Genomic DNA, 26,758 nt, shown 5'->3' with positions numbered 1-26,758 from the left:
ACATCAAGCAATTAGCCTGCAAAGCATTACATTTTGGTTACAGTTTTTAGTGCTGTTATTAACACATGCAACCGATTAAAAAACCAACACTTCGCTAATCATATAGTGTTTTGTCTCACAAATATCGGTATTATCCGGCGTGCTCCAATTAGTGTACCGGTGCGTTGAAACATCGGCATGGCTAATCAAAGCGCACTCTGGCAACAGCCGAGCATGGATTCAAAATGCTGTTGCAGACTCAACGTCCACTGGTCATATCAGGCCTTGATGCATGACTTTCTCGAGTGACGCGTTGCTCACCTGCATGGATGGCAGCGATCTCACAGGGACAGTGGTTGTCGACCCTCGCATTCGGTAATCATCGGGTTATGGCCCGAGCAACAACCGTGCAAGGCGTCTCCCAACAGACAAAACAGAGTTTAATGATGGAACTACTTAAAAATCTATTTGTGTCCGTAGTTGATACAGGTAACGGCCTCCTTTGGGGCAGCGTACTGATTTATCTTTTGATTGGCTTAGGCTTGTACTTCACGGTGCGATCAGGCTTCATTCAATTCCGTAACTTTGGCCACATGTTTAAACTGATGGCAGACAGCCGTACTGGCGCATCAGGCGGGATCTCGTCGTTCCAAGCATTCAGTACCAGTCTTGCCGCGCGTGTCGGCACCGGGAATATGGCCGGTGTCGCGGTGGCGCTGTATCTTGGTGGCCCGGGTGCTATTTTCTGGATGTGGCTAACCGCCCTGGTGGGTATGGCCACCAGCTTTGTCGAATCCACTCTCGCGCAAGCGTACAAAGTGAACCACAACGACAAAACCTACCGCGGAGGCCCGGCTTACTACATCGAAAAAGGCTTGGGTCAACGCTGGCTTGGGATTGCATTTGCCATTTGCTTGATTATCGCCTTTGGTTTGGCTTTTAACGGGGTGCAATCGAATTCCATTGCCGCAGCCATGGACACCGCGTTTGGCTTTAATGATCTCGCTGTCGGTATTGGTCTGGCGTTGGTCACCGCACCGGTTATTTTTGGCGGTATGCGCTCAGTCGCACGCGTTGCAGAGCTGATTGTCCCCTTTATGGCACTGGCTTATTTATTGGTTGCCTTGATCGTGGTCGCCATGAACATCGAACAGCTTCCCGCAGTGATTACAACCATTGTCAAAAGCGCATTAGGCTTGGAGCAGGCTGCAGGCGGTGCTATGGGCTATGCGATCGCGCAAGCAATGATACAAGGGATTAAACGCGGCTTGTTCTCAAACGAAGCAGGTATGGGTTCAGCCCCTAATGCTGCGGCAACGGCGACGACCAAGCCGAATCATCCTGCCGCGCAGGGCTACGTTCAGATGCTGGGTGTCTTCGTCGATACCATTGTCATTTGTACCGCGACCGCATCGATTATCTTGATCTCAGGCATGCTTGAGCCTGAGAGCGGCCTGACAGGTATTGCACTGACGCAAGAAGCCTTGGTCAGCCAAGTCGGTGATTGGGGGGCTGCCTTTATCGCTATCGCGATTCTGCTGTTTGCCTTTACCTCGATCATTGCCAACTATTCGTATGGCGAGTCGAACATCGAGTATATCTTTAAGTGTCGTAAGGCCATCTTGTTGTATCGTATTGCGGTGCTCGCAATGGTGCTGATGGGCGCGGTGATGGATCTGCCACTGATTTGGAGCTTTGCTGACTTATCAATGGGGATGATGGCTGTGATTAACTTGGTCGCGATTGCGTTGCTGTCTGGCGTCGCATTCGCCTTGATGAAAGACTACGAAGACCAGCGTCGTGCGGGTAAAAAACCGACCTTTGATCGTACCAAATTCCCGAAACTGGATAAGCAAATCGATAAAGACGTTTGGTAATGCCAAGCCGATAACACAAAAAAACCACCGAGGATTCGGTGGTTTTTTATTGGGCTCACGTTTTAAGGCGATAAACTTACACGCTCAACCAATAACCGATTAACAGCGTAAATACCAGACACGCGCCGGCGTAAAAACCCAACTCAATTTTACGCGCTGTCATGTCTTCYGCTTCTTCCGGTTTGAGCGTCAATCCCCAATAGGCAAAGCCAACCGACGACGATAACAATAGCACCCCGAGACCGAATGCCAGCCCCTCTACTACGTGGATCAATGTCATTTGTGTTCCTCTTACTTTCCGTCACTGGCTTGTAGCACGCAAATTATACGCCTTGTCAACAAATACGGAAACCACACGAGAAACGTTCATTGTGTCTTTATTTATTATCGCCATAACTCACTAATGGGTGTATCAGGCGAGAAGTCGTATGCAATTTGTGCCTGTAGCAGCTCAGCAGTGGCGATTGCATCGGTAAGCGCATGGTGGCTTTGATAAAATGGCAACTGATAGCGCTGCCGACTGTCAGCCAAGCGAATCGATTCCGGTGGCCGACGGGCTATCCAGTCAGCGAAGCTACGCTTGCCGGTGCGATGCTTCCAGGCTTCCAATTCCATGGTATCGACCATGGGGAAAATAATGCCCTCGCCTAGCCGCTCTTTTATCGCACGATCCAAAAACTCGCGTTCAATCCGGCGATAATGCACCACCACCACTGAACCGGCCAGCGCGCTGAGTAATGGCTCAATCACATGGGAAAAATCCGGTGCATTGACAATGTCGGAGTGCGTGATGCCGTGAATGACAATCGACGATTCGGCAAGTGGTCGGTTGGGGTTCACTATCCAATGTAGGGCCTGTTGGCAGCGAATACGATTGAGAGTAAAAGGCACTAAGCCAATACTGACAATCGCATCTTGCTGGCTATCGAGCCCAGTTGTTTCAAAATCAAGCGCCACAAACGGTACTTGCGAAACGGGCGTATCGGGTGACACCCATCCTTGCTGATAAAAGGCCTGCAAGGTTTCGTGCTGCACGGTCTCGCGTTTCGTGTCTAGCATCGCACGCCAGTCTACCTGGTCTGCATCCTCTTTTTTCCTAAGATTAAAGTGGAACATATCCTTCCTTTACGACCGATTGGGCTGATAACGGAATTTCAAAAATTTCTGTGCATTACTTAAAATCTGAAAGGCGTCTTTTAAATTACGGCGCTCAAAGTCAGATAAGTTCTCCGGCTCAATATTGTTATCAGGTTCACGATCCGCTTCTATATCTAATGCTTGGTGACGGATCCTGACCATCGAAATAAACTCCATCGCATCGCGCAGATCGGGACCGCGGCCTTTGGGTAAGATCCCTGCTTCGATAATATCGTCTAAACGCTCAAACGAGTTTTGTGAGCGCGAATCGGTCGCCAATGCATGAACACGTATCAAGTCGGCTAAGGGTGCGGTACCACGCCGCTTTAAGTTAATCGAATTATTGTGGCGACCGTCTTGCTCCATGACAAAATCTTTAAAAAAGCCTAATGGTGGCGTGCGATTCAAGGCGTTACGCGCCATGGACGCCAAAAAGCGATTATTGCGACGGGCGCGACGACCCACGAAAGCTTTAAGTTGCTCAGCCCAGTTCGTTCGACCATGCACCCCATCTAAGTCGAAGAAAATATTACTGTCGAGCAGTGAACGCGGGCTAGGATTATCTATCCAATCGGCAAAGCATTGCTCCCATTGTTTCAGCGTTTTACGCCACTCGGGGTTGGTCGCCATGATATTACCGGTGCAGTAAGTATAACCACATGCGTTTAAGCCATCAGAGACGCGCTTAGACAGAGCTTCAAAATACGCATTGTGTTGGCCATGATCGTAGTTGTCATCAAGGATAATTGCGTTGTCTTGGTCGGTGACAATCAGCTGCTCATCACGCGCCATAGAGCCCATCGCCAAAAAGCAATACGGCACAGGCGGCTCACCCAACTCTTCTTCGGCAAGCTCTAAAAGACGCTGCTTAAAACTGCGTCCAATCACCGACAGTGCCGAGCCAATCATATGCGAGTTAGCATCTTCATTGACCATGCGTACAAAGCAATCTTTGACCTGCTTAGATAAGATCACCAAATCCTCGACCGACTGCTGACGGAAGATACTCGCCACCAAGAACAAGCTGTTTTGCGACTCGTAGCGTGCAATATCAGACAAGGCAACCACACCTATCGGCTTGCCGTGTTGTAGCACCGGCACATGATGATGGTTGGAACGCAGAATGGTCAGCATGGCCTCAAAAATATACGCATTATGATCCAAGGTAATCAACTGTGGCGACATGATCTCCTGAACCGGCGTTTCATAAGGCAAGCCTTCTGCTAACACTCGATTACGCAAGTCTCGATCGGTAATAATCCCTAGTACTGGTTTGAGCCCTGTTTCTGGATTGGGCTCATCACCCATGACCAAAATCGATGAGACGGTTTCTTGCGACATCACTTGCGCGGCATATTGCACGGAGTCAGTACTGGCAATCATCACCGGGTCGCGAATAATCAGTTTCTTCACTTTGGAGGTGGTGAGATCATTGGCTTCATTGTGGCTTGATACCGCTTGGCGCAAGCGTGTTCTATCTTCTACCTCGACAAAATCGGCAAAATGCTCAAAATCATCAAATAAGCGATTAAACGTGGCTTCCGGAATAAAATAGATCAAGGTGTCTTCAATCGCTTTCGCTGGCATCCGCACACGATTGTTCATCAATAGACCCATTTGGCCAAAAATGTCGCCCTCGGATATGCGGTTATACAGGGTGCCATTACGGCGAAACAACTCGACAGCGCCACTACGCATCATCGCCAAGTCGTGAATTTCATCACCGTAAGCAAAAATATCGGTGCCTGCACGGAAATAACTGATCTCAATGCTGGTTGCCACTTCTGCGACCACCTCTTCGGGCATTGAATCAAATGGGGCGTACTGTGCAAGAAATGTTGCAATCTCGATTTGTTCAGCTTCCATAGCGCTCACCTAAACGTGCGATAATATCGTGGTAGGACACAGTGAATCAGGATGTCCGTTGGCTGTGACACAGTGTGCCGTATCACTTGCCATAAAAAAAGGCAGCCTCGAAAGCCTGCCTTTTCTATCTTAGCTAACTATCAAGCAGTTAGCACACTTCTTTATTTTGCACGCGGCTCAGAAGCAAGGCCTTTAAACAAGGAGAGCGTCGCCACCAGCAAGACCACCGCGAACGGGAAGCCCGTCGAAACCGCCATTGCCTGTAACGCAACAAGCCCGCCGCCGAGGATCAGTGCGATCGCGACCAGGCCTTCGAAGGTTGCCCAGAAAACGCGCTGCGATACCGGTACGTCCATTTTCCCGCCTGCCGAAATGGTATCTAGCACCAAAGAGCCGGAGTCAGACGAGGTCACAAAGAAGACAATGACCAAGATAATACCGATAAACGAGGTAATCTCTGCTAACGGCAACCCTTCTAGCATGGCAAACAAGGTCAGCGACAACTCTGCGTCAACCACTGCGGTATACCCTTCATTGACGAACTGGTTAATCGCGGTGCCACCAAATGAAGTCATCCACAATACGCTCGCGGCGGATGGGATCAGCAGCACACAGGTAATAAACTCGCGAACGGTTCGACCACGTGAGACGCGGGCAATAAACATACCCACAAATGGAGACCAAGAAATCCACCATGCCCAATAGAACGCGGTCCAACCTTGGGTAAAGTTGGCATCCTCTCGGCCAAATGGCATAGCCAGCGCCGGCAGGTTTTGTAAATACGCCCCGAGGTTACCAAAGAAGCCGGTCAGAATCGCTAACGTTGGACCGACGATAATCACGAAAAGGAGGAGTAAGAACGCTAGGCCTAGGTTGATCTCAGATAAACGCTTTACCCCTTTATCCACACCCGCTATGACCGAAAAGATCGCCAACGCAGTAATGCCGATCACCAGCAAGACTTCAGTGGTGGCTCCCAATGGTGTATCAAACAAATAATGCAAACCACCGGATGCTTGTGATGCACCAATGCCAAGCGAAGTAGCGAGACCAAAGAGCGTCGCGACGATAGCTAAGATATCAATCACATGACCGGTCCAGCCCCAAATACGCTCACCAAACAACGGATAAAATACCGACCGAATGGTCAAAGGAAGCCCTTTGTTATAAGCAAACAATGCCAAGCCGAGTGCTAATATGGCATAAATCGCCCAAGGGTGTAAGCCCCAGTGAAAAATGGTTGCCGACATCCCCAGTCGACGCGCGGCTTCGTTATCACCGGCGGCAGCCCCCAAAGGCGCCCAGTCGGTACGTAGACCATCAGTACCCGTTGCGGTCCCTTGTAACGCCGTTTGGAAATGGGTTAGTGGCTCAGAGACACCATAAAACATCAAACCAATGCCCATACCGGCGGCAAAAAGCATCGCAAACCAGCCAGGATAGCCGTAATCCGGTTTGGCCTCAGTGCCCCCCAACCGCACCTTGCCTAGTGGTGAGGCAATTAGCACCAAGCAAGCGATGACAAAGACATTACCGGTTAAAAGAAAGAACCAGTCGAGATTTGCGGTTAACCAAGCGCGCATCTGCTCAAAAATCGGGGCCATTTGATTTTGGAAAGCCAACGTCACAAACACAAAGGCCATAATTACCAAACCCGCGACCATAAATACGCGGTTATGAATATCAAAGCCAAACGGACCAAACTTGAGGGCAACGTTGTCCTGACCGACCTGATAATCGGTGTCGATCGGGTTCACCCTCCCGTCTGGTGTCATCATATCTTCATGGCTTTTATCGCTCACACGTAAACTCCTTACTCCGTCTACTCGGCAACCTGTCATTATTACTAAACGCTGCCTGGATGACACTCGATATCGAGGTAAACGTCAGCACGCAAAAAGAAGCAATGACAGAAAAGTCAGCAAGAATATCACACAAGATGAATAGGTGAATAAAGGGCTGGCGAGCTTGGTCAAGATTCAACCACTTCATAACACTTGGTCTCGGGAGACGAACATTAGCGGCAAAAAGGGAGGCTGAAAAAAGAGGACAATAAAACAGAGCTAATAAAAAAGAGGCAACGCATGGTGCGCTGCCTCTTTCATCATTGACTAGATTAACGATGTTTCGCTAACTAGACTCGCGGCTCTGACATCAAGCCTTTAAACAAGGAGACCGTCGCGACCAGCAGCACAATCGTGAATGGGAAACCGGTTGATACCGCCATCGCTTGCAGGGCAACCAAGCCACCGCCAAGGATCAACGCAACCGCAACCAAGCCCTCGAAAGACGCCCAGAAAACACGCTGTGGTACAGGCACATTCACTTTACCGCCCGCTGAAATGGTATCAATAACCAATGAGCCCGAGTCAGACGAGGTCACAAAGAATACCATAACCAGGATAATCCCGATAAACGATGTGATTGTCGCCAATGGCAAACCATCCAGCATTGCAAACAGCTTAAGTGAAAGTTCCGCATCAGCAACTGCGCTGTAGTCGTTAAGGAATTGACTAATCGCTGTGCCACCAAAGGCGGTCATCCAAAGCACACAGGCCGCTGAAGGGATGATCAGTACACAGGTGATAAATTCACGCACAGTACGACCGCGTGAAACACGCGCAATAAACATACCCACAAATGGGGACCAAGAAATCCACCATGCCCAATAGAAGGAAGTCCAGCCTTGGGTAAAGTTCGCATCTTCACGGCCAAATGGCATAGACAGCGCAGGCAGATTTTGTAGATATGCTCCGAGGTTTCCAAAGAAGCCGGTAAAAATGGCAATCGTTGGACCCACGGCAATCACAAAGATCAGCAGCAACAGTGCCAAAATCATGTTGATTTCAGACAGGCGTTTGACCCCTTTATCAACCCCTGCAACAACCGAAAAAATGGCTGCCCCTGTAATACCCATCACCAGCAAGACTTCGGTGGTATCACCCAACGGCGTGTCAAACAGGAAGTGCAGGCCGGCGGATGCTTGTGATGCCCCCAAGCCTAGCGAAGTAGCAAGACCAAACAAGGTCGCAATGACTGCGAGAATGTCAATCACATGCCCTGTCCAACCCCAAACTCGCTCACCGAACAGCGGGTAGAACACAGAACGCATGGTCAAAGGCAAGCCTTTGTTATACGCAAACAGTGCCAAGCCTAGAGCCAATACCGCGTAAATCGCCCATGGGTGTAAGCCCCAGTGGAAAATAGTCGCAGACATACCTAGGCGACGAGCAGCTTCAGTATCCCCGGCTGCCGCCCCCAAAGGCGCCCAGTCAGTGCGAAGACCGTCAGCACCGGTTGCCGTTCCACCTAACGCGGTTTGGAAGTGCGTCAATGGTTCAGATACGCCATAAAACATCAAGCCAATGCCCATACCGGCCGCAAAAAGCATCGCGAACCAGCCAGGATAGCCGTAATCCGGTTTGGCCTCAGTACCACCCAATCGAACTTTACCCAGTGGTGACACAACCAGCACTAGACAAGCAACAACAAAAATATTACCTGCAGAAAGGAAGAACCAGTCTAGATTTGAGGTTAGCCATCCACGCAAATCCCCAAAAACAGGACCGATTTGGTTTTGAAATGCCAAGGTGACAAAAATAAAGGCCAAAATTGACAGCCCGGAAATCATAAATACTCGGTTATGAATATCAAAACCAAACGGGCCGAGTTTCAGCGCTACGTTATCCTGACCGACCTGATAGTCAGTATCGATCGGGTTAACCTTCCCGTCTGGTGTCATCATATCTTCATGGCTTTTATCGCTCACGAGTTAACTCCTTAGTCCGTTTATTCGGAAGCCTGTGAGTGTTGGTAGCGAGCTCATTATTTATTGATGTTTAAGCCATCTTTAACATCAATAAAAGRTCAGTCATCACCACACAGTCGGCTACATTAACACATCTCAAAAATTTTTTAATTAGGGGCCTAACCAAATGTTCATTTTGTGACCAGCCACTAAGAAAAAATCAGCCCGAATCCTATGTCTTTACTCGCTCAGCGAGTTATTTGAACTCTTTATTTCAGAACTATAAATAATCGTGTAACTAAGGAAATAGCACTACCCTTGACTTATTCGAATCATAGCCGGGTTTTATTCTAGATGCCCATGAAAAATAGACACATTCACCATCAACACTTTTGATGCAACGCAATCTTCACTCACAATGCTGATAGGAAGAACCCGTCTCGACATCTTTTATAACCAAGGTGTCACGCATCATTTACGAGCCACAACATTTTTTATCAATATAGACACACGTGCAATTAAATGAACACAAAGAGAAAAAAGAGTGACTCTTGTCACATTATTAAAATCGCGTACAATACCGCCGCAATCGTTTTCCATCCTAAGTTTAACGTTTGCGGAGCAACATCATGCAGTTTGGCATTGGCCTTTTGGGGATTAGTGTCCTCTTCCTTATCGCGGTTGTCTTTTCGGAAAATCGCTCCGCGATTAATTGGCGCACAGTGGGAGGTGCGTTCCTGATACAAATCGTCTTTGCTGGCTTTATCATCTCTGTTCCGCTTGGTCAGCGTATTCTAGCTAACGCATCAGAAGCCGTGTCGGCGATTATTAGTTTTGGCGATATTGGCGCTGAATTTCTATTTGGTGATCTGGCTAAGTTTAAACTTGGTTTTATTTTCGCCTTTAATGTACTTCCTACCATCGTTTTTTTCTCTGCACTGATCGCTGTGCTTTACCACATTGGGGTCATGACTTGGATCATTCGCCTCATTGGTGGCTTATTAAGCCGCGTACTTGGCACTTCTCGCACTGAGTCGATGTCTGCTACGGCTAATATCTTTGTTGGCTCCGTTGAAGCGCCGTTGGTTGTGAAACCTTTTCTTTCTACCATGACTCGCTCCGAGCTGTTTGCTGTTATGGTAGGCGGGCTCGCCTCAGTCGCCGGCGGCACCATGGTCGGTTACGCAGGCTTAGGAGTAGAGATGAAATACCTGATTGCAGCCGCGTTTATGTCGGCACCTGCTGGGTTAATGATGGCTAAGATAATGGTACCGCAGACCGAATCCCCCATGAATCATGCTCAACACCAAGCGCTCGAAGACGATCAAGATAAACCGGTGAATGTGATTGATGCTGGCACGCAAGGCGCCTTGAGTGGCTTACAAATTGCGATGGCCGTGGGTGCTAGCTTGTTGGCGGTGATTAGCATGATCGCGCTGATTAATGGTGGGTTAGGGAAACTGGGGCCTATTTTAAACTTGCCGCAACTAAGCCTTGAGTGGCTATTCGGCTACCTATTTGCACCGGTGGCTTGGCTTATTGGCGTTCCCTGGCAAGAGGCGATGACAGCAGGCACCTTGATTGGTAAGAAAATTGCTGTAAATGAATTTGTGGCGTTTGCGGATTTTATGAACCTAAAAGGGGCGCTCTCTCCCCATAGCCAAGCCATTGTTACGTTTGCGTTATGTGGCTTTGCCAACCTCACCTCAATAGCAATGTTAATGGGCGGCTTGGGCGGCATTGTCCCAGAGCGCCGCGGTGATATCGCTAAATTAGGCATGCGCGCCATTCTTGCCGCAACCTTAGCCAACCTCATGAGTGCCACCTTGGCAGGGCTATACCTCTCCCTTTAATAGCAACATGGCTTTGTGTTTTCGTTATTTATCACCATGGACGGTGAGTCGCTTGTGGAGGCTCGCTAGCAAACCTCTGGGTCTGTTACACTCTTTCACTTTACATTAAGAGAGTTAAWTCGATGCGATATCCTTGGGTGCTTTTTGATGCGGATCAAACCCTGTTTCACTTCGATGCGTTTGCGGGACTGCAACGTATGTTTTCGCGCTATAATGTCAATTTTGACCATCACGCGTTTGCGGAATACTCAGCGCTAAACAAGCCTTTGTGGGTACAATATCAAGATGGTGAAATTGACGCTCATACGCTACAAACCGAGCGTTTTACGCGTTGGGGAGAGCGTCTTAACGTGGCGCCTGCAACATTGAACCAGGGTTTTTTAGATGCAATGGCTGAGATTTGCGAACCATTGCCAGGCGCGCGCGATCTTATTAGTGCGATCAAGCCACATGCACATATTGGTATCATTACTAACGGATTTACCGCTCTCCAAGATATCCGCCTGGAAAGAACCGGGTTGAAGTCTGCGATTTCAACCTTAGTGATATCCGAGCAAGTGGGCATCGCCAAGCCGGACCCTCGGATCTTTGAACATGCCTTTGAAAAAATGGGAAATCCCCCCAAGGACAAAATCTTAATGGTTGGCGATAATCCACATTCTGATGTGTTGGGTGGCATGCGTGCAGGGATTGATACATGCTGGCTTAATAGCGATAACACACCGTCACCAGCAGGCATTACGCCAACCCATCAAGTCGAGTCACTTTTTGATCTAAAAGCATGGTTGCTCTGAAAACGTAGTTGCTCTAAAAACGTGGTTGTGGTTAACCGAAAGGCATAAAAAAAGAGAGCGTAATGCTCTCTTTTTTATGCTCAATGACTCGTGGACAAGATTTGTCCACGATGGCTTACAAACAATGCTTAGCTGTGGTCGCCACGTACAAAGGCTGCTTTTTCAGCGTGCTGGCCTTGATCTGTGTTAGCGACATAGTTGACTGAACGGCTGTTCTGGTTTTGTGCATGAATAAATACACGACCAGACTCGTCAGTGACTTTCGCATCCAGACCGGATTCGCTGGTCACTTTCGCACCTTCAACCGCTTGGCCTTGCTCGGTAACGGTTACCCAAGCGCCGCCTTCAGCTGGGATGACATCGAGGTTTAAACCACCAGCCATTACAGAGGTTGAAGCGAGCGTCAGGGCGAAAATTGCTGCAAGTTTTTTCATGGTTATTTCCTCTTTCGTATCGGGTTGACTGCGATTAAACGCCAATAACGCGGATGCTTTGTCACCTCACTGTCTCTATTTTGAAAAATGGCTATTTTTTTGAAAATGCTATTTTTCGCAGAAACTTGCTCACAAAGCATACTCCCTAGAATCGACAGCATGTTCGCGTTATTGCGTTGGAACGAGCACGAGATTACGCCGATAAAAGTGTGCGGACAATCACAATTATGCGAATGAGTTGTTCGAAAAATTTCACGTGAATATCAAGGTAATCAGGCGTAAAAGAAGGAATCGTGGCCAGGAATAGTTTTGGCGCTGTGATCGGCTTCATCTCTCTCTTCGTTTTCTACAAGGCAGTCAATTAATCATTCCCAGGAAGTCACCAAGCGTTTGCAATGTTGCATCGCCGTCATGGTGGGGAGTAAAAAATGAAAGGGAGAACAATGATGTTAAAACACACAATGACCAAATTTGCAGTCACTGCCACGTTCCTCGCAAGCATGGGCTCCGCGGTCGCTGCTCACCACAAGGGTGATCATGATATTGTTGATACTGCGATGAAAAATGATGACTTTTCAACGTTGGTCGCAGCAGTAAAAGCCGCTGACCTGGTTGATACATTGAAAGGTGATGGCCCATTTACAGTGTTTGCGCCGACCAACGCTGCCTTTGATAAGCTCCCAGATGGCACCGTAGAAACACTGCTGAAGCCAGAGAATAAAGACAAACTAACCGATATCCTTACTTACCATGTTGTCCCCGGTAAGGTCACAGCCGAGCAAGTTATGGGTATGTCATCAGCAACCACGGTGCAAGGTAGCGACGTGATGATTAAAGTCTCTTACGGTGATGTGAAAGTAGACAACGCGACTGTGGTGAAACCCGATGTCATGGCGTCCAACGGCGTCATTCACGTGATTGATACCGTGATCATGCCGTAGTATTAATTCGGTTATCAACAAACTTCGCAATGATCAGAAAAGGCCTGCTCTCGAGCAGGCCTTTTGTATGGCTAGACATGGGGCTGACTCGTGGTGAGTTATGCCGCTTTGGCTGTGTCTTTTTTCTGAAATTTACCCAATAAAGCATGATAGAAGTCATGATCAGACAAGGTACCGAGCAATTCACCATTTTCTACCAGCAATACAGGCGTATTGGTGTTATAGCGAATTTCAATCGCGTCACGCATCTCAATATCGGGTGAGGCCACAACAATGGTGTTATCGCCAACGAGTGAGAAATCGAGCGTGTCTTTGTCCCACTTAACCACACGCAATGGTTGATTGCCCGCGCTTGCAGAGAAAGTGCCACCTTGCTCAGCCGTGACCCAGATTTCACGTCGATCACAGATTTTCCAACGATTCTCAACGCGCATTAAGTTATCAGCCGTTTTCATCATTGAGCGTCCTTTTAAGACATTCAATGGGTTAGTATGCGCCACAAAGTCACGGACGTAGTCAGTTTCTGGACGTAATACAATGTCTTCCGGCTTGCCATGCTGAATCAATTGGCCCGATTCCATAATCGCAATGTTGTTACCAATCTTCAACGCTTCATCCAAGTCGTGACTGACGAACAGAATGGTTTTATTGAGTTTTTTCTGTATTTCTAACAGCTCATCTTGCAACTGGGCTCGGATCAGTGGGTCAAGCGCAGAGAAAGGCTCATCCATCAGCAATATATCGCTGTCCATGGCAAAGGCCCTTGCTAAACCAACACGCTGCTGCATACCACCAGACAGTTCATGAGGATATTGGTTAGCCCACACGTCTAGACCAACGAGCTCCAATTTCTCAAGCGCTTGCTTGCGGCGCTCTTTTTTGCTGATCCCCTTCATTTCCAAGCCAAACGCCACATTGTCGACAACCGTCATCCAAGGCATCAAGGCAAATTTTTGGAACACCATAGAAGCACGACTGGTGCGCAAGTGACGCAATGTCTGCGAATCAACAGTCGCCATATCGACCATTTGATCGCCGTCGCGGACTTCGAGGCTACCACGACTAATAGGGTTTAAGCCGTTAACTGCACGGAGTAAGCTCGATTTACCTGAGCCTGAAAGGCCCATGAGCACACAGATTTCGCCTTCTTTAACATTGAGCGATACATTATCGACACCGACAACTTGTCCAGTTTGTTCAATAATTTCTGACCGAGAAAGGCCTTTATCCAACAGATCAAGTGCTGGCTGTACGTTATCGCCAAACACGACATCTAAATTTTTAATTGCGATTGCGTCCATGGTTACCTCTTATTCGTTGCCTTGGTTGGGTGCTTTACACAAGCGGTCAAGAATGATGGCGACCAATACAATCGCAAGACCCGCTTCAAACCCTTGAGAAATGTTCACTGTATTCAGTGCACGAACAACCGGTTTACCCAGGCCATCAGCCCCCACCAGCGCAGCAATAACCACCATCGACAGCGACAACATAATACACTGAGTCACACCTGTCATAATGCTTGGCAATGCCGCCGGCAATTCCACTTTAAACAACAACTTCATACGAGTGGCACCAAATGCACGTCCCGCCTCGACCAATTCTTCAGGCACCCGCGTGATCCCTAGATACGTCAGGCGGATTGGCGATGCGATAGCAAAGATAATGGTCGAAATAAGGCCCGGCACAATCCCTAAACCAAACAACACCAGCGTTGGGATGAGATACACAAACGGTGGTACGGTTTGCATTAAATCGAGCAATGGCCGCATAAAGGTATATACCAAAGGCCGGTGCGCCGCCATTATGCCCAGAGGTATGCCAATTAATACGGAAATCGTTGTCGCGGCAAAAACCAGAACAAAGGTTTCCAGCATCTCTTGCCAGTAGCCCAGGTTGAGGATCAACAAGAGCGCACTCACAACAAAGATCACGATAGAAATTCGACGTTGCAGGTACCAAGCAAGGGCCGCGGTCATAAGAATCGGACCGGCTGCTGGCATCCATTTAAAAATATCGACCAATAGTGTGATGCTAGTATCTAAGCCAATTGAAATCGCATCAAAAAAACCGGCGGCATTCATGGTCAACCAATCAACACCACTTTCCATCCATTGACCGAGTGGGATCTTGTTATCTGTAATAATATTCACAATAAAACCTTAGGGGCGGCGTTAACACCGCCCTCTCCTTCTACACTTTTATAATTACGCTTCAGTCTTTTTTAGGTATTCAGTGACCGCTTCAACAGCGTCTTGACCATCAACGGTGGTGACACCGTCTAGCCACTTGTTCAACACACTTGGGTTGTTGCGTAGCCATTCACGTGCAGCCATTTGTGGCTTCTCACCGTCGTTGAGGATTTTGCCCATCATTTCGTTTTCCATCTTGAGACTAAACTCAAGATTCTCGAGCATTTGACCCACGTTTGCGCACTGCTCGACATAGCCGCTACGTACGTTGGTATGAACCGTGGCACCGCCATAGTTCGGGCCGAAGTACTCATCGGCACCAGATAGATATTTCATATCAAAATTGCTGTTCATTGGGTGCGGGGCCCAGCCGAGGAAGGCAACCCATTTGTCACGACGAACGGCACGTGAGACTTGCGAAATCATGCCCGCTTCACTGGACTCGATTAGGCGGAAATCACCCAGATCAAAGTCGTCGGTGTCGATCATTTTTTGAATTTGCGTGTTGCCATCGTTACCGGGTTCAATGCCATAAATGCGTGAATCAAATTTGTCAGCATATTCCGCGATATCTGCAACACTCTTCACACCGGCATCGTACACATATTTTGGCACAGCTAAGGTGTATTTTGCCCCCGTTAGGTTAGCGCGAACGCTATCGACAGTGCCGTTATCAATGTACTTCTTAATATCGCCTGTCTGTGTTGGCATCCAGTTACCGAGGAATACGTCGATGTCGCCCGACGCCAGTGATGAGAAGGTCACAGGCAGTGACAGTAAATCTGTCTCTGTGGTGTAACCTATGCCTTTAAGTACTTCCGTGGTGATAGCCGTCGTTGAAGTGACGTCTGTCCAACCGATATCCGAGAAACGCACGGTTTCACACTGATTCGCTGCAGCGCCGAACGCCATCATTGAGCTCAAGCCAACGGCAGTCATCAGCGTTTTGGTGGTTTTACGTTTATTCATTGACATCTTAGTTTCCTTGTAATGCTTACTAATTAGTTTCTAGTGTGTGCTCACCCTTGGGTGGCATCGTCACTCTGCGCGTTTTGATTGCGTTGCTTGTCTTGCCACTCAGCCGCAATCCATACTGGCACCTGCTCGGCAGGTAAGAGTGGCTTCTCAAGGATCATGTCAGCGGCGCGCTCCGCTACCATGATGGTTGGGGCATTCAGGTTGCCATTAGGAATCGTCGGGAAGACAGAGGAGTCCACCACGCGCAACCCTTGAACTCCACGCACACGGCATTGCTCATCGAGCACCGCCATTGCGTCGTCTTCGGCGCCCATTTTGCAAGTACACGATGGGTGATAAGCACTTTCCACATTCTCTTTCACCCAACGATCGATCGCTTCATCCGACTGAACATCCTTACCCGGCTGGATCTCATCACCACGGAATGCGTTCATCGCGTTTTGATCCATAATTTCGCGGGTTAAACGAATGGTGTCGCGCCAATCTTGGCGGTCTTGCTCAGTCGTAATGTAATTAAATAAAATTGCTGGCTTAGCATGCGGATCGGCAGACTGAATCCGAACATGGCCGCGACTTTCTGGTTTATTAGGGCCGACATGCACCTGGAAGCCATGGCCATCAAATGCCGCTTTACCGTCATAGCGCATAGCTGCAGGCAAAAAGTGATACTGCACGTTTGGCCACTTCAGTCCTTCACGTGAGCGAATAAAGGCGCAAGATTCAAAATGGTTGGTGGCGCCCAAGCCTTTACGGGTCAGGATCCACTCGGTACCAATCATGCCTTTGCTAATAAGGCCCAGCTTGCTGTTCAGCGTGATGGGTTGCTTACAATGGAACTGAAAATACACCTCGAGGTGGTCTTGCAAATTTTCACCGACGCCCGGCAGCTCGTGCTGAACATCAACACCTGCACTTTCGAGCACGTCACGCGCACCAATACCGGATAGCTGTAAAAGCTGAGGCGATCCAACAGAGCCGGCACTGGAGATCACTTCTTTATCCGCCATCACATGCTCGATGTTGCCGCCTTTTTCAAATTCCACACCGACAGCACGCTTGCCTTCTAGCAAGATACGGCGCGTCACCACGCCTTTTTTCAAGGTGAGGTTGCTACGCTTCAGTGCGCGGCGCAGATAAGCGTTTGATGTTGAGGCACGCACACCTTTATCGACGGTCATGTGCATTGGACCAAAGCCTTCTTGCTGATAACCGTTGTAATCTTTGGTTTCTGGATACCCAGCTTCCACCCCTGCATCAATAAAAGCTTGATACAATGGGTTTAATTTCATGTCGTTACCGTTGCAAGTGCCGACAGGACCGTTACCACCACGGTAGGTATCTGCCCCGCCTGACCAACTTTCAGCACGCTTAAAGTACGGCAAGCAGCTCGCGTAATCCCAGCCATTGGCACCGTGCTCAACCCACTCTTCATAGTCGCAAGCGTGACCACGGACATACACCATGCCATTAATCGATGAGCTGCCACCGAGCACTTTACCGCGGGGACAATGAAGTTCACGTCCATCAAGGCCTGGCTCTGGCAATGTCTCGAACTGCCAGGCATAGCGCTTGGTGTTCATAGGAATCGACAAAGCTGTCGGCATTTGGATAAAAATACTCTTATCGGTACCGCCCGCTTCAAGCAGTAGCACTTGATGTTGGCCAGATTCGGTCAGCCGATCGGCCAATGCGCAGCCGGCCGAACCCGCGCCGACGATAATATAATCGTAGCGTTGTGACATATTGGTCGCTCCGTTAGAAATTAGGCGTAAGGGCTGGCGAAGTCGCCAAGCTCAATCAGGACACTCTTGGTTTGGGTATAATGTGTAAGGGTTTCGACACCATTCTCACGACCGACACCTGAGTGTTTGTAGCCACCAACTGGCATTTCTGCGGGTGAATCACCCCAGGTGTTAACCCAGCAAATACCGGCTTCAAGCTGATGAATAATGCGGTGAGCACGCGATAGATTCTGCGTAAAGATACCTGCCGCTAAGCCATAATGGGTATTGTTGGCACGGGCAACGACTTCTTCCTCATCAGAAAAACGCAATACCGACATCACAGGGCCAAAGATCTCTTCACGCACGTGCGCCATGTTGTCATCACAGTCTGTAAAGATGGTTGGCGCGACAAAGTTACCCTTATCAAGCCCGTTCTCAGTGACGCGGTAGCCACCGGTCAGCAAGGTTGCACCGCTTGCTTTTGCCGTTTCAATCGCCGTCATCACTTTATTAAGGTGTTCAGTCGAGATCAGCGCACCGACCTGGGTGTTCATATCGGTTGGGTCACCGATAACGAGCTTTTCTGTACGCGCTTTCAGTTGCTCAACAAAGGCGTCGTAAATGCTGTCGTGAACAAATACACGGGTGCCGTGTGTACACACTTCGCCTTGGGTATAGAAGTTCGCGACCATGGCTGCCGATACCGCATTATCAAGGTCTGCATCATCAAACACGATACAAGGTGATTTACCGCCTAGTTCCATAGTGACCGACTTGAGTGTTTTGGCCGCGTCACCCATGACCGTTTTACCGGTTCCGACTTCACCCGTGAACGAGACTTTGGCAATCTCAGGGTGTGCAGTCAGCATTTGGCCCACACGGTAGTCACCTTGAACCACATTAAACACACCGGCTGGCATCCCTGCTTCGGCAAAAATTTCTGCCAGTTTTAAGGCGGTTAGCGGTGTTTCTTCAGAGGGTTTGAAAACCATGGCATTACCAGCGGCCAAGGCAGGTGCTGACTTCCACATCGCAATCTGGATCGGATAGTTCCATGCACCAATGCCTGCACACACGCCAAGTGGCTCACGACGGGTATAGAAGAATTGTTTTTCAGAAAGCGGTTGTTGCTCGCCCTGCATGGACGGGACAAGATTGGCGAAATACTCAATCGCATCCGCACCGGTGATCACGTCAACCTCGACCGCTTCTTGCATCGGCTTACCGGTATCGAGTACTTCGAGCTTCGCTAATTCATCATTACGCTCACGTAACAGGGCAACGGCTTTTAGTAGAATACGGCTACGTTCCATCGCTGTCATACGCGACCAAACTGCAAAGCCTTGTTTGGCAGCATCGACAGCCGCTTGTACATCGTCTGCCGAAGCTTGATCAATTTGTGCAAGCGTTTCACCCGTGGCCGGGTTGACGGTTGCAAAGTGCTCGCCACTGGTTGCAGCGGTCAGTTGGCCATTAATAAATAGCGTTTTCGCGTCCATAATTAATCCTGAATTCTTTTGTATTCGAGTGTATATGTCAGGCGTTTGCGGCCTTAGCTCTGAGGACGACCATAAAAGGTCAATTGCTTTTCCAAATAATCATTGATAATGGTCCGCGCGTTGTTGGCATCAATACCTTTAGGGTTCAATGCACCGCGCAACCAAATACCATCGATCAACGCCGCAATCCCCTGAGCGACCATCACCGCCTGATCAAGCGGCAATAATGCACGTAGCTCAATGCGCAAATGCGACAGTAGGCGCTTTTCGTTCACGCGTTGTAAACGGTATAATTCTTCGTCGTGCATGGCATACGACCAGAACGCTAACCAGGTTTTAACCACATCGGATTTGGCCTGAAACCCTTCAAAGTTAGCGTTAATGATCGCGTTAATGCGCGCCTGATGGTGGTGGCGTGGGGTTTCACGCAATGCGCTAATCACCGTCGCCGATAGCTCACGTAGAACCACGCGCATGGTTTCTTCTAGCAAGCCATGCTTACCACCAAAATAGTGGTTAATAATGCCTGTTGATACGCCGGCTTCCTTACTGATCAAAGAAATCGTGGCTGCATGCAGCCCTACTCGACCGATAACCGTCATCGTGGCCTTAACCAGCTGCGGTTTCCGTACTTCCGGCATCCCTACCTTAGGCATTACGTCTCCATTCGTTTTTTTAATTGAACGATTAGTTAAAGATAATCTTACACGCTAATCATTAGATCTCAAACATTATTTTTAACCAATTCGCTACACCCCACCCTACGAAAAAACAGCTAGATAAAGCAAAAACAATGATTTAAGTCAATTTTAACCCCACTCTTTTGTCACCTAATTGTTTGTACTGATAGCAGTATTTATCACCAAATCGCTCAATAAATGACCACAATCACAGCTATCATAAGCGATTATTAAGGGCCATAAACAAGAGAAGCGCTATGATTTAGCCTCACTCATTACCAGCGACATCATCACCAAAAGCGCTAGAAAGCGTAAAAAAGCAACGAAAATCCGCTTATATCGCCGATTACCAGATAGAACAAGACAAAATTGGAATCGAGTACCAAGCTCTAACGTAATGGTCTCAGGAAAAATTAGGTCTTTGCTTGATAGATAGGAGGGCTAATCCAGCGAGATGTAATATTTAACGCGGACAATGTTTAGTGTGACTATCTTTTTCCGCGTTAATGACAAATATGTAGGGATAAAAAAAGCGCCCAGGCCATCAAAAGATGGACTGGGCGCTCATAAAATAGTTAAACGGCTAACGGTGAGAGAGATTACTCGTAGTTAAGATCCGTTGCTTTACCGGAGAACACACGATAGACAAATACGGTGTACAAGAAGATCATCGGCAACACAAACATGGCACCATAACCCACAATCAATAAGGTACCTGGTGCACTCGCTGCCTCTTGTGCGGTCATTACCCCTGGGACGATGTCCGGAAAGAAGCTATAGGCCAAGCCAAAAAAGCTTAATGCGAACAAGAATATCGCGCCAATGAATGGGAATTGGTATCCCACGTCATTTTCAACCGGTACATGGCGTAAATATCGGTCGACCAGTACCATAATCGCCAGACACACTAATGGAACGGGGGCGAGCAGCAAGATCTCAGGGAAGCCAAACCAACGCGCGGCAACCGTTTCACTTACCAGTGGATTCACAATGCTAATGGCTAAGACGCCTAACGCGGCTAACCAACCACCACGACGCGACCATTTAGCCGCTCGCTTTTGTAAATCGCCTTCAGTCTTCATCACCAGCCAGGTCCCGCCGATATAGATGTAAGCTGCGGTCACACAAAGGCCACTTAATAAGGCAAACAAGTACGCCCCGATGCTTTCATCAAATGCTAACACATAACGGCCTATCATGTAGCCTTGGGTCATCGCTGCAATAAAAGAGCCGGCTTTAAAGCAACGATCCCAGAGATCTTTGCGTTCAGGCCGCACCTTGGCACGGAAATCGAAGGAGACCCCGCGCAAGATTAATCCCGCTAACATCACTGAGGTCGGCAAGTATAGCTCAGTCAAAATCAAGCTATGTGCGGTTGGGAATGCAATCAACAAAATACCAACCGCCAACACCAACCACGTTTCGTTGGCATCCCAAAAAGGACCAATCGATGCAATCATGCGATCGCGCTGTGCTTGGTTACAGCTCGGGAGCAACATGCCAACTCCGAGATCGTAGCCATCTAATACGGCATACATAAATACCGTAAACCCAAAGAGCAATAGATAGATTTCAGGTAAATATGGTGTGATGGTCATACGCTCACCTCTTTAATTGACTGCGCGGTGTTTGCGCCGTCAGATTGATACTCTGGCAAACGTTTTTTCGCCAAGAAGAACAGGGTTCGAATGTAGGCCACCATCAACACGGCATAGAGCGTGAGATAGATGGTTAATGAAATCCCTACATTAGAACTGGCGACTGTCGTCACCGCATCCGCCGTTTTTAATACACCTTCAACAAGCCAAGGCTGACGACCAATCTCAGTGACATACCATCCCGATAAGGTAGCGACCCAGCCTGAGAAGGTCATCGCCACAAGCCCCATCAGATGCCACTTAGGCATTGGCTGGTTTCGCCATACACGGTACGCGGTGTACCAGCTCACCAACAACATGAGCACACCTACGCCTACCATGATTCGAAAACCAAAGAAAAGTGGTTTCACCGGTGGATGATACTCAAAGCTGTCCAAGCCTTTTATTTCACCATCGAGTTTGTGAGTCAGAATCAAACTGGCCAGATTCGGAATACCGATTTCATAGTCGTTTGAACGTGTTTGTTCGTTAGGTACCGCAAAAAGCAGTAATGGCGCGCCTTGCTCGGTCTCCCAGACCCCTTCCATCGCCGCAATTTTCTGCGGTTGATGCTCTAGGGTGTTTAACCCGTGCATGTCGCCGATAATGATTTGCAAGGGGATCAAAATGGCGGCTGCCGTAATCCCCACTTTAAGTGGCTTGTCTGACACACCGGACGTGGGTGATTTCAATTTCTGATAGGCGGAAATACCGGCAATTAAGAAAGACGCGGTCAGCCCTGACGCTAAAAGCATATGGCTTAAGCGATACGGCATTGATGGGTTAAAAATAATCTCAAACCAGCTGGTTGGGTGGACCACCCCTTCAATGATCTCAAAGCCGGTTGGTGTGTGCATCCAGCTATTGAGAACCAGGATCCAAAAAGCAGAAAGCGTCGTGCCAATCGCCACCAGCAAAGTTGCCAGCGTATGCACCCAGTTAGGCACCCGGTTTTTACCGAATAACATCACACCGAGGAAGGTCGCTTCCATGAAAAACGCCGTCATCACCTCGTAGCCCAATAAAGGACCCGCAATGTTGCCCACTTTTTCCATGAAGCCCGGCCAATTGGTGCCAAACTGAAAACTCATGGTGATACCAGAGACCACCCCAAGCGCAAAGGTCAGCGCAAATACTTTGACCCAGAAATAATAGGTGTCGAGCCAAATTTGCTCACCCGTGCGATTGTGTCTGAATTTGAAAAACACCAGCATCCATCCGAGTGCAATCGTGATGGTGGGAAAAAGAATATGGAAGCTGATGTTGGCCGCAAATTGGATCCGCGACAACATTAATGTATCTAACATGACATTACCCTCAGGACGTTACTTACCCGATACTTCGTTAGACTTGCTGTGAAACAGCTTGCCGGATAGCTCAAGAAGCTTGCCGACACTGCTACCCAGCTTCATCAAATTTTTCAGATGCTCAGGTTTCATTTGCTGCACATCATCAAACCAATGGTTGAACAGCTCCAAAAGATCATGGATCTCATGTAGCTGCGTCACCGCGTGACTATCTGCATCGTCTTCGCTTCGCATAAAATGTGAACGCAACATAGATAAGGTGGGGTCGACTTCTCGCTTTTTCCTTTCAGCAAGCACCTGCTGCGCCAACTCCCAGATAGTGCCATTGGGCACGAAGTAATCCTTTCTATCTCCGGGGGTACGCTGTGAGCGGATCAAATTCCAGCCTTGCAACTCTTTGGTTGCCATACTGACGTTGCCACGAGATATGTTGAGTGCAGACACAATATCGTCAGCGCTTAAAGGATGTTCGCTTAGCACAATCAGCGCTAGCATTTCACCGACTGAGCGATTAAAGCCCCAACGGCTTCCCATCTCACCAAAGTGCATCACGACATTGCGTAATTCTTGTGACAACTCCATTTTAATCTCCCTCACAATACGTTTGAGAGATAATACGGAGTTTATTTGCGTGGGATCAATGAAAATTTGGAATTTTCAGAAATTATTGAAAATAGAAAAGGATTTTAATTGCAAACTGTAAGGATTCTTTATGAAAATGTTACACAGACTGCCGTGTGAAAATGATCTTAGTCACAAAGAGTACGTCAGAACGCAGGGGAAAGGAAGCACGGCGACGCATAGATACACATAATTATTGTGTTTCTAAACATGACTCAAAACAGCAAAAATCTCGTCTTCCTGAGCATTTTATTGTTCATGACGATACATCGATCACATCATAGGCTTAACCTATCAGGTATATAGGTTAACTCCATTTTCCTTTTTTAATTCGGGACGTTACTCTAATTTCATCAATCGAAACAATACAGTTTCCAGTGTTCAATTTTCGCGATAGCGCGACGATTTAACACATTGATTTTGCCACTAAGGAGGCATTAGATGAGTAAACAATCAGCATTGATCGGATTGGACAGCACCAAAGCTGCAGAGTTAGCCGCTCGCCTAGATACGCTATTAGCAAACTACCAAGTGCTGTACACCAATGTGCGTGGTTTTCACTGGAACATCAAAGGCGGCGACTTCTTTGAGCTACACGTAAAATTCGAAGAGATCTATACCGATTTACAAACTAAGATCGATGAAGTAGCCGAGCGCATTCTTACTATTGGTGGTACCGCTGAACACCGCTTCAGTGAATATTTGAAAATCAGTGAAATCAAAGAGCATGCACCAGAGGCGAACGGTCAAGCCGGTCTACGCGCCATTGTTGACGGGTTTAGTGTATTAATTAGCCTACAACGTGACATTATGAGCCTTGCTGGTGAAGCTGACGACGAAGGCACATCAGCACTAATGAGCGATTACATCCGCGAACAAGAAAAATTACTGTGGATGTTCAACGCATACTTGAACTAATCACTTGTTCGATAACGTAAAGTAGCCCGCTTTGTCGGGCTATTTTTATGCCTAAACAACCTACAATCTCATTCAATGAGTGAGTAATACGGACGTAAAAGCCCTAACCAAGGCGGCACCATTATTGCTCGAGAAGTATGAGATTGTAACGAGAAATTGAATTTTAGGGGAGCAGAAAGGGCGGAGACCTCCCCAGCTACATCCCGGCACACACGTCCCAAGCGCGGGCTGCTTCCTTCCGGACCTGACCCAGTACACAAGATAGTGTTGCGGGAGAACCAAGGAGGCCTCCATCGATATGTCGTTAAGCTTGCTTAACTGCGGGGCATTATGTGGCAAGGCTGGATGCAATGCAAGAAGGATTCGTTTTCTTACCGATTAACTGTTGATATTATAAGCAATTATCGCTTAATTATCGTCTGAGTCTTCCAAGAGTAAATACTCACCTACCCAGATAGCCGCCAGCATAGTGGCCCACGCCACCAGTAACGACATTGTTAATTGATAGGGAACACGCCAAGCAATAACTAAAAACGGCACGCACGGCAAAATGTGCATCGCAAGGTGACGTGAAGTGGCTAAACGCGGTGTAAGCGCCACCCACTGTAACAGCCCAATCATCGCAACCACTGCCACGCTCCACAGCGCGGATGGCCACCCAACTGCCGCGGCCAGAATGGGAAGCACTAGCCAAGCGCCACGGCGAGGTGGTTGGTAGCCTGGCCAATATTGCATCGATAACCATAACCCGCATAACGCCGCAAGTTGAAGAGCCAAAAACCAGGGAGCCCCGCCTAATTTTGCTTCCGACTGCAAAGCCATTATCCCTGCGAAAATAGCGAGCATCACAGCCCCGAGTAACCACTTAACATGGGGATGTCGGTCAGGATTAAACCATAAAGATAACGCTGGCAAGATCAGCAAAGTACTTGCCGCAAGCAAAGCAGGTAACTGCGGTAAAGAAAGGGCCAAGGCCGCCATTCCCAACAGCAATAACCAACTCGCCAATTTGTCTGGGTAGAAGAAAAACAACGCAGGCGCCATGATCGCTAGCCCATGTAAGGCATCGCCGGCACTTATACTCGCAGCAATAGCAATCGCTAGCACGATCGCGGGCCAAACTAATGAGGAAATCCGCATGCACACTCCTTGTGCTGTGGTCATGATTCCCAGTGTAGCGACTCGTTGTCGGATCGTACCAGCGTAATGGTTGGATCATAGGTGTGATTCGTATCCGTGATCACTTTTTTAACCGTATTGGTGATAAATAACGGGCGTTCACTGACATCAATTTGCGCGGTGATCACATAATCATGAGAAGCAGAAATTTGGCTTGGATCGTAATTTAGCGCGAAATGGAGGGGCACTTGCTGACCTTCAGTCACAAAAGACTGTCGGCTAATCACTTTACCCGGCGAGTCCATTTTTTTTATTTCTACCAAACGCACAGTGACACTGGCTGTCTCGGGTAAAGCAAGGCGCTCACGATAGATCAAAGTACCAGAAATATTGGCTAAATCATTGGGTTGGTTATTACCAGAGCACGCGGTAAACACTAGAGCAGTAAATAAGGCGAACAACAGAAACGTTAGTTTCTTCATTAAAGAATCCTCACCGAAACGCGTTTGAATGCGGCAAAAACGCTAAGGTTATGATAGCTTGAATAATAACAATGGAAGCATAACATGAATCAAGGACTTATGAGCCAACCACTGACAGAACTCTTACAATTACTGCAGCTTGAGCGATTAGACACCGGCCTTTACCGCGGCCAGAGTGAAAACCTTGGACTGCCCCAAGTGTATGGCGGGCAAGTGATTGGACAAGCGTTGTCTGCCTCGAAAACCTCCATCGAAGCCGATCGCTTTTTGCACTCATTCCACAGCTACTTCCTGCGTCCAGGCGACCCGGAACAACCGATCATCTATGATGTTGAGATACTCAGAGATGGAAAAAGTTTCAGTACTCGGCGAATAAAAGCCGTACAGTACGGCAAACCGATTTTCTATCTTACCGCATCGTATCAAGAGGAAGAGGAAAGTTTCGAGCATCAAAACTCAATGCCGACAGACGTGCCCGCTCCGGAAACCTTGCGCTCGGAGCAATCACTGGTCGCAGATATTGCCCACAAACTGCCCGCCAATGTTGTCAAAGCGTTTGGCAGTGATAAACCAATAGAAGTTCGCCCTACGACTGTGATCAACCCACTGAAGCCAGAGACGGCCCCAGCGAAGCAATACCTCTGGATCCGTGCTAACGGTGAAGTTGGCGATGACTACCATGTCCACCAATACTTGCTGGGCTACGCGGCGGATTGGGGGTTTTTGGTCACTGCGCTACAACCTCACGGGGTAACATTACTGACTCCAGGCATGAAAGTGGCCACTATTGATCACTCTATGTGGTTCCACCGCCCGTTTAGAATGGATGAGTGGCTGTTGTTTGCGATTGAAAGCCCCTCCGCCAGTGGTGCACGTGGATTTGTTCGCGGAGAGCTTTTTAACCAACAAGGTGACCTCGTGGCTTCTGCTACTCAAGAAGGGTTAATGCGTAAGCTCTCCTAGCGCTCAGCG

General features: G+C 48.4%; 23 protein-coding genes and 1 other RNA gene. 6 read left to right on the top strand and 18 right to left on the bottom strand.

Translation table 11 applies throughout. The annotated features are described in order from the left end of the window. Window positions 1–425 precede the first annotated feature (425 nt). Window positions 426–1,856: an alanine/glycine:cation symporter family protein gene (locus BZG77_RS07520; protein ID WP_077646781.1), complete on the top strand. Its 1,431-nt coding sequence runs from the start codon at window positions 426–428 to the stop codon at window positions 1,854–1,856. Between the two features lie 76 nt (window positions 1,857–1,932). On the opposite strand, the gene BZG77_RS07515 is transcribed toward BZG77_RS07520, so the two are convergent. The 5 genes from BZG77_RS07515 to BZG77_RS07495 form a co-directional block, all read right to left on the bottom strand. Then, entirely contained in the window at window positions 1,933–2,136 is a 204-nt protein-coding gene (locus tag BZG77_RS07515) for a hypothetical protein (RefSeq protein ID WP_021022497.1), read from the bottom strand. Between the two features lie 104 nt (window positions 2,137–2,240). Further along, the gene (locus BZG77_RS07510; protein WP_077646780.1) at window positions 2,241–2,972 is read right to left on the bottom strand and encodes a 3'-5' exonuclease; all 732 of its coding nucleotides are present in this window, start codon (window positions 2,970–2,972) and stop codon (window positions 2,241–2,243) included. 9 nt (window positions 2,973–2,981) lie between these two features. Then, window positions 2,982–4,859 (bottom strand): DUF294 nucleotidyltransferase-like domain-containing protein, encoded by a 1,878-nt coding sequence (locus BZG77_RS07505; protein WP_077646779.1) that lies wholly within the window; start codon window positions 4,857–4,859, stop codon window positions 2,982–2,984. 161 nt (window positions 4,860–5,020) lie between these two features. Next, on the bottom strand, window positions 5,021–6,637 hold the full coding sequence (locus tag BZG77_RS07500; protein WP_241844123.1) for a BCCT family transporter: 1,617 nt from the start codon (window positions 6,635–6,637) through the stop codon (window positions 5,021–5,023). Window positions 6,638–6,993: 356 nt separating this feature from the next. Then, window positions 6,994–8,628, bottom strand: coding sequence for a BCCT family transporter (locus BZG77_RS07495; protein WP_077646777.1), 1,635 nt, complete (start codon window positions 8,626–8,628; stop codon window positions 6,994–6,996). 608 nt (window positions 8,629–9,236) lie between these two features. On the opposite strand from BZG77_RS07495, the gene BZG77_RS07490 reads away from it, so the two are divergent. Beyond that, a complete protein-coding gene (locus tag BZG77_RS07490; protein WP_077646776.1) occupies window positions 9,237–10,460 on the top strand; it encodes a NupC/NupG family nucleoside CNT transporter in 1,224 nt (407 codons plus the stop codon). Window positions 10,461–10,582: 122 nt separating this feature from the next. Beyond that, on the top strand, window positions 10,583–11,254 hold the full coding sequence (yjjG, locus tag BZG77_RS07485; protein ID WP_077646775.1) for a pyrimidine 5'-nucleotidase: 672 nt from the start codon (window positions 10,583–10,585) through the stop codon (window positions 11,252–11,254). Window positions 11,255–11,382: 128 nt separating this feature from the next. On the opposite strand, the gene BZG77_RS07480 is transcribed toward yjjG, so the two are convergent. Beyond that, entirely contained in the window at window positions 11,383–11,688 is a 306-nt protein-coding gene (locus BZG77_RS07480) for a hypothetical protein (RefSeq protein WP_077646774.1), read from the bottom strand. 443 nt (window positions 11,689–12,131) lie between these two features. Between BZG77_RS07480 and BZG77_RS07475 the strand changes: the two genes are divergently transcribed. Continuing rightward, window positions 12,132–12,629, top strand: coding sequence for a fasciclin domain-containing protein (locus BZG77_RS07475; RefSeq protein ID WP_077646773.1), 498 nt, complete (start codon window positions 12,132–12,134; stop codon window positions 12,627–12,629). A 98-nt stretch (window positions 12,630–12,727) separates the two neighbouring features. On the opposite strand, the gene choV is transcribed toward BZG77_RS07475, so the two are convergent. The 9 genes from choV to BZG77_RS07430 all read right to left on the bottom strand — a co-directional run bounded on the left by choV (window position 12,728) and on the right by BZG77_RS07430 (window position 23,228). Continuing rightward, complete coding sequence (choV, locus tag BZG77_RS07470; protein ID WP_077646772.1) at window positions 12,728–13,930, bottom strand: choline ABC transporter ATP-binding protein; 1,203 nt, start codon at window positions 13,928–13,930, stop codon at window positions 12,728–12,730. A gap of 9 nt (window positions 13,931–13,939) precedes the next feature. Further along, window positions 13,940–14,782 (bottom strand): choline ABC transporter permease subunit, encoded by an 843-nt coding sequence (gene choW, locus BZG77_RS07465; RefSeq protein WP_021022506.1) that lies wholly within the window; start codon window positions 14,780–14,782, stop codon window positions 13,940–13,942. A gap of 54 nt (window positions 14,783–14,836) precedes the next feature. Beyond that, entirely contained in the window at window positions 14,837–15,796 is a 960-nt protein-coding gene (locus tag BZG77_RS07460; RefSeq protein WP_077646771.1) for a choline ABC transporter substrate-binding protein, read from the bottom strand. Between the two features lie 44 nt (window positions 15,797–15,840). After that, a complete protein-coding gene (gene betA, locus BZG77_RS07455) occupies window positions 15,841–17,541 on the bottom strand; it encodes a choline dehydrogenase (RefSeq protein WP_077646770.1) in 1,701 nt (566 codons plus the stop codon). Between the two features lie 20 nt (window positions 17,542–17,561). Continuing rightward, window positions 17,562–19,022, bottom strand: coding sequence for a betaine-aldehyde dehydrogenase (betB, locus tag BZG77_RS07450; RefSeq protein WP_077646769.1), 1,461 nt, complete (start codon window positions 19,020–19,022; stop codon window positions 17,562–17,564). Window positions 19,023–19,075: 53 nt separating this feature from the next. Further along, entirely contained in the window at window positions 19,076–19,678 is a 603-nt protein-coding gene (gene betI / locus BZG77_RS07445; protein ID WP_077646768.1) for a transcriptional regulator BetI, read from the bottom strand. 623 nt (window positions 19,679–20,301) lie between these two features. Continuing rightward, complete coding sequence (gene cydB / locus BZG77_RS07440) at window positions 20,302–21,300, bottom strand: cytochrome d ubiquinol oxidase subunit II (RefSeq protein ID WP_077646767.1); 999 nt, start codon at window positions 21,298–21,300, stop codon at window positions 20,302–20,304. Next, window positions 21,297–22,646, bottom strand: a complete 1,350-nt coding sequence (locus tag BZG77_RS07435) for a cytochrome ubiquinol oxidase subunit I (RefSeq protein WP_077646766.1) — start codon at window positions 22,644–22,646, stop codon at window positions 21,297–21,299. Before BZG77_RS07435 ends, cydB begins: the two co-directional genes overlap by 4 nt. Before the next feature lie 18 nt (window positions 22,647–22,664). Next, window positions 22,665–23,228: a GbsR/MarR family transcriptional regulator gene (locus BZG77_RS07430; RefSeq protein ID WP_077646765.1), complete on the bottom strand. Its 564-nt coding sequence runs from the start codon at window positions 23,226–23,228 to the stop codon at window positions 22,665–22,667. A 480-nt stretch (window positions 23,229–23,708) separates the two neighbouring features. On the opposite strand from BZG77_RS07430, the gene BZG77_RS07425 reads away from it, so the two are divergent. Further along, window positions 23,709–24,185, top strand: coding sequence for a Dps family protein (locus BZG77_RS07425; protein ID WP_077646764.1), 477 nt, complete (start codon window positions 23,709–23,711; stop codon window positions 24,183–24,185). A 187-nt stretch (window positions 24,186–24,372) separates the two neighbouring features. Here the strand turns inward: BZG77_RS07425 and ffs are convergent. From ffs to BZG77_RS07410, 3 genes are all read right to left on the bottom strand, one after another. Further along, window positions 24,373–24,469, bottom strand: an RNA gene (gene ffs / locus BZG77_RS07420) — signal recognition particle sRNA small type. A gap of 124 nt (window positions 24,470–24,593) precedes the next feature. Beyond that, the gene (locus tag BZG77_RS07415) at window positions 24,594–25,325 is read right to left on the bottom strand and encodes a hypothetical protein (protein ID WP_077646763.1); all 732 of its coding nucleotides are present in this window, start codon (window positions 25,323–25,325) and stop codon (window positions 24,594–24,596) included. Window positions 25,326–25,345: 20 nt separating this feature from the next. Beyond that, on the bottom strand, window positions 25,346–25,786 hold the full coding sequence (locus BZG77_RS07410) for a YbaY family lipoprotein (RefSeq protein ID WP_077646762.1): 441 nt from the start codon (window positions 25,784–25,786) through the stop codon (window positions 25,346–25,348). A gap of 99 nt (window positions 25,787–25,885) precedes the next feature. On the opposite strand from BZG77_RS07410, the gene tesB reads away from it, so the two are divergent. Continuing rightward, window positions 25,886–26,749, top strand: coding sequence for an acyl-CoA thioesterase II (gene tesB, locus BZG77_RS07405; RefSeq protein WP_077646795.1), 864 nt, complete (start codon window positions 25,886–25,888; stop codon window positions 26,747–26,749). Window positions 26,750–26,758: the final 9 nt, after the last annotated feature.

Source organism: Salinivibrio sp. IB643 (assembly GCF_001996105.1).
GTDB classification, from domain to species: Bacteria; Pseudomonadota; Gammaproteobacteria; order Enterobacterales; family Vibrionaceae; genus Salinivibrio; species Salinivibrio costicola.
Note: the sequence above shows the minus strand (reverse complement) of the source record. Positions and strands in the feature narration are given on the sequence as shown.